Below are 1678 nucleotides of genomic sequence, written 5' to 3' on the forward strand. Positions count from 1 at the left end.
AAGAAGACCTGTGCGGTGCGCTGCGGCGAGCGGACCATCCCGTTCACCCTGGTCGAGTCCGAGCAGGCGCAGGAGATGGTGCGCAAGGCCACCTTCGAGCCGAACCCGCAGAAGTACGTGCCCTATGCGCTGCTGCGCGATCAACAGGGCCGCTACTACCTGGTGGAGCGGGGCTTCCTGCCGGCCGAGGAGCGGAACTTCCGGGTCTCCATCGGTCCCAAGGGCAGTCTCCAGCCGCAGAAGATGACGGACATCGTCTCCGACTCCGAGGGAGAGATCTTCTCCACGAAGAAGGGCGAGCTCCGGCTGGTGCTGGACAAGGCGGCACCCTCGACGTGGATCGAGAACAACCAGAAGAAGCTCGAGCTGCGCGCGGTGCCCGTCTCCGAGAACCTGCCGCTCATCTACAACGAGCTGGGGGTGTACACGGGCGCCCGGCTGGGCACGCCGTGCGACGACCAGTAAGGGCGTGAGGTCGGGGGCGAGGTGGGCCGGGGCTCGCTCCGTCGCTCCCTCCACGGCCGCGCATGAGGCGCACGCTCCGCCGGTTGTCACGAAGGGTGGCGCGTTCGCTGTACCTTGGGCAGTCCCGGTGTATCGCCCACCGGGGCGTTGCTTCATGCGCCCACCTCTCCTCGAACAGCTCCGCACGGACGTCCGTGCTCGCGCCGAGAACCGTCCCGGGGTCTACCGCATGCGGGGCCCCTCGGGAGAGGTGCTCTACGTGGGCAAGTCGGTGAAGGTGCGGACGCGCCTGCTGTCCTACTTCCGGGCCCCTCGGGGAGAGAAGGCGGCGGAGATCATCGGGCACGCCCACGCCGTGGAGTGGGATTACGTCCCGAGCGAGTTCGCCTCGCTGTTGGAGGAGTTCCGACTCATCAAGCGCTGGCGACCCCTCTTCAACGTGGAGCACAAGCGCGACAGCCTGCTGTGCTTCATCAAGCTCACCCGCGAGCCGGTGCCCCGGCTGTTGGTCGTGAGTCACGTCATCAACGATGGGGCCGAGTACTTCGGTCCCCTCCGGGGCCGGCAGGCCGTCACCGAGGCGGTGCGGGCGGTGTCGGATCTGCTGGAGCTGCGCGACTGTCCCTCGGACACGCCCATGCGGCTGGCGGATCAGATCGAACTCTTCCGCCTCCGGGAGGACCCACGCTGCCTGCGTGGTCAGGTGGGGCGGTGTCTGGCCCCGTGTGCCGGCGGCTGCACGCGCACCGAGTACCACTCGCGGGTCGTCCAGGCCCGGGACTTCCTCAATGGCGCCACGGAGCAGCCGCTCACCCTGCTGCGCGAGCGCATGAGCGTCGCGGCCAGGCGCCTCCAGTTCGAGTACGCCGCCGAGCTGCGCGACCGCGGGGCCACGCTGGAGGGCGTGCAGGCCGAGCTCCTCCAGCTCGGGCAGACCGTGGAGCGCCTGTCCTTCCTCTATACCGTGCCCGGCCATGACGGGGAGGATCGCGTCTACATCATCCGTCGCGGCAGCGTGCGCGCCGAGCTGGCCGCCCCCCGCACCCCTCACGAGCGCCTCGCCCTGGAAGAGAAGGCGGTGGAGATCTTCGAGAAGCCAGAGCCCCGGACCGTCGGCCTGCGCGCCCACGAGGCCCAGGAGGTCCTTCTCGTCGCCCGCTGGTTCCGCCTCAATCCCGCCGAGCTGGAGCGGACCGTTGCCTCCCATGCGCTC

At 69.2% G+C, this 1678-nt stretch carries 1 protein-coding gene and 1 pseudogene; both read left to right on the plus strand.

Annotation, left to right across the window (positions count from 1 at the left end; all coding sequences use genetic code 11):
- A pseudogene (locus VF794_RS37400) lies at positions 1-465 on the plus strand (hypothetical protein); the annotation flags it as partial.
- A gap of 154 nt (positions 466-619) precedes the next feature.
- Positions 620-1678 (plus strand): nuclease (locus tag VF794_RS37405; protein WP_331118084.1); only part of this gene is annotated, 1059 nt, incomplete at its 3' end.

This window comes from Archangium sp. (assembly GCF_036389735.1).
Lineage (GTDB): Bacteria > Myxococcota > Myxococcia > Myxococcales > Myxococcaceae > Archangium.